Raw genomic sequence first — 2,754 nt, 5'->3', positions numbered from 1 at the left:
TCGGCCATATCCGCGCCGTAGGCCGGATTGTTGAGAATGAGGTGGGAAACGTAGTCGCAGAAGTACGGTGCCATTTCCGCGCCGGCGCATCCCTGTCTCCCGGGAGTGATCTTCAGCCCGACGTCGGCGGCGACCGCGGCGTCGTAGTCGGACTCGGTGATTTTGCCCTGATCGAGCATCGCTTCCAGCACCTGGTTGCGCCGCTTGACGGAGTTGTCCGGATGGACCGACGGATCATAGAAGGTGGGGCTGTTGACCAGCCCCGCAAGGAGTGCAGCCTGGGGCAGGGTGAGGTTTTTAGCTGTGGTGCTGAAGAAGTGCCGCGCCGCGGCTTCGATGCCGTAGGCGTCCCGGTTGAAGAACACGATGTTGAGGTAGCCCTCGAGGATCTGGTCCTTCGTGTATTTCTTCTCGAGTTCGAGGGCGAGCTTCATCTCGCGCAGCTTATCGCCGATGCTCTTCTGCCCGCTGAGGATGACCTGATCGGGCCTGCCCGCCGACGCCAGGGATTCGTTGACAACGTTGGTCACGTACTGCTGCGTCAGCGTGGATGCGCCTTGGCGTCCCCCGCTGGTCAGGTTGGACACCAGCGCCCGGAGAATCCCCTGGGGGTCGACGCCGGCATGTTCATAAAAGCGGCTGTCCTCGATCGCGACGATCGCGTCCTTAATATACGGGGACATCTGGTCCAGCCCGACCTTCACGCGGTTCTCCGCGAAGAAGGTGGCGATCGGTTTCCCGTCGGCGCTCAGCATTTTGGTGGACTGCGACGGCGGAACAACCGCCAGATCCGAAGGGAGACCATTGAAGAAAGTGACCGAAGTCCTGAACGCAAGGCCGGCAGCAGCGACACCCGGCACCATCAGGCTGGCGGCCAGCACCCCGCACAACGCGCTCACGAGCAGGAATCCCAGGGCCCTCCAGAGGGCCGCGGCCAGACCGAATCCTATTCGTTTCTTCCGCGCCATTTTCTGTCCAGCCATCACGCTCGAAAGATGGCTTCAGAATACGCCGGAAAGGCCCTCAGGGGAAAGTGAGCGGTAGGCCCCGTGTGGGCTTACAACCTATTTCCCAAGTGGTGGCCCGGGACGGTGTTGGAACCCGCGCCTGGCCATTCCGGGGCGTCCGGTACAAGCTCGCGGACTTTTCGCCACTGGCGGGCTGGGTCCTGTTCAGAGTTTGGCGTAGTCGGCGAATCCCTGCCAGTCAATCACCACGCACGGCTCGTCTCCCAGCACCGAGGCGTCGTGCCCAGGGGCCATTGTGGCGAAGATGTCGACCAGCAGTACCAGTAACGCCGGGAAGATAGACGCGGCAACGCCCGCCCACCGCGGAGAGCGAATTACTGACATGTGCGGCACACCCTGGCAGGGAAGCTTGCACTGGGCGTCGCGGTCTCGATCGACACCTGCAATTGAAGCCGCAGATGCGGCGCTGGCGCGTCACTCTGCCGGGCACCGTTGCGTTGCCACCTGCACAGACTCTATTCAGGCCGGATAAGAAGCGTCATTAGGCGTCGAAGTGCGTCCGGACTTTCGGGTCGTGGGATATTGATGCGACGACCGATGCGGCGATGTCCCGTAGTTTGACGTTCCGGGTGTTGGAGGCGATTCTCAGGATCCTGACGGCTGACTCTTGGCTGCAGCGGTTCTGCGCCATGATGGCGCCGGTGGCCAGGTCGATGGTGGTCCGGGATTCCATGGCAGCAATGAGGTGGGCTTTTGCCTCGGCAAGCTGGCTGATCCGGACGGCCAGGCGAAGTGCTTTGGACGCATGATGTGAATACGTTTCGATCATGCTGATGTCTTCATCGGTGAAGCCATGGGACCGGGTGGAGTACATGTTAAGGCCCGCTTCCGCTTCTCCTTCAAGGATCAGTGGCACGGAGAGGCTGGATCCTACTCCCGCCCTCAGCGCGGCGGAGGTGTATGCGGGCCAGCGGTGCTCAGTGGCCAAATCAGGAACATGCACGACGACCTGTTGGCGGATCGCTGACAGGCAGGGCCCATCGCCGGCCTTGTATTGCGTTTCGTCCAGCCGGACCGCGCTGTCTTCGCTGCTGGCCACGGTCACTGGTTTCTTTCGCTGAATCAGCGTGATGCTACAGAACGCGATGGCTGGGTCGGCCAGAGTGAGGGAGGAGAACTCAGCGAGTTCGCCCAACATCTCCTTCACGTCCTCGGTTTTCAGGACAAGATCCTGCAAGTGGTCGACGACGAGACTTTCTGCCAGTAAACGTGTTTCGTGCGCCATGACTGGGCCTCATTCCTCCATGGCCCTGACAACAACCCCTTGCTTGGGGACACCGGAGGACGGCGAAGCAGCTCGCGCGGCTGTCCCTCGAGTATGCTCCGTCCCTTCTGCAATAGCCAGCACCGGGCCCACGTCATGGGTAAACAGAGGCCAGATCCAGGCATGAATTGATCCGCAGCGAAGCGCGGGCCGCCGCGGCCTAGCCAGCGGCCCAGCGCAGGGCGAGCCAGGAGGGGTCCGAGCCGTCATAGCCGAGAGCCACGTGGGCATCCAGGGTCACCGCCCCTTCACGCCGGTGCCAGGTCAGAAGACCGCGACCGGAGCCGCCTTTTCCGCTGGCTGCATCCATCAAAATGGCATCCGCAGACCGCTGGATCTCAAGAAAGCGCCCTGGTGTGGGCACCGCTAACCGGGCCGACGGATTAGGTTGAGGGGTCCTGCCCGATGAATGTCCCGGGCGGCATCCGGGCGCCGAACACGGGGCCGGCGTCCGGCCTCTTG

The 2,754-nt window shown here is 62.6% G+C and carries 4 protein-coding genes; all 4 read right to left on the bottom strand.

The features are described 5' to 3' along the window. Window positions 1-968 (bottom strand): transglycosylase domain-containing protein (locus B5X90_RS20830; protein WP_143264863.1); only part of this gene is annotated, 968 nt, incomplete at its 3' end. Between the two features lie 204 nt (window positions 969-1,172). Beyond that, entirely contained in the window at window positions 1,173-1,352 is a 180-nt protein-coding gene (locus tag B5X90_RS21450) for a hypothetical protein (protein WP_218670219.1), read from the bottom strand. A gap of 157 nt (window positions 1,353-1,509) precedes the next feature. Then, window positions 1,510-2,253, bottom strand: a complete 744-nt coding sequence (locus B5X90_RS20820) for a GAF and ANTAR domain-containing protein (RefSeq protein WP_079555782.1) — start codon at window positions 2,251-2,253, stop codon at window positions 1,510-1,512. A gap of 199 nt (window positions 2,254-2,452) precedes the next feature. Beyond that, window positions 2,453-2,602, bottom strand: a complete 150-nt coding sequence (locus B5X90_RS21350; RefSeq protein ID WP_179129266.1) for a hypothetical protein — start codon at window positions 2,600-2,602, stop codon at window positions 2,453-2,455. Between the last annotated feature and the right edge of the window lie 152 nt (window positions 2,603-2,754).

The sequence above is a fragment of the Arthrobacter sp. 49Tsu3.1M3 genome, from assembly GCF_900168135.1.
Lineage (GTDB): Bacteria > Actinomycetota > Actinomycetes > Actinomycetales > Micrococcaceae > Arthrobacter.
The sequence above is the reverse complement of the archived record's forward strand: the minus strand, read 5'-3'. Positions and strand labels throughout refer to the sequence as shown.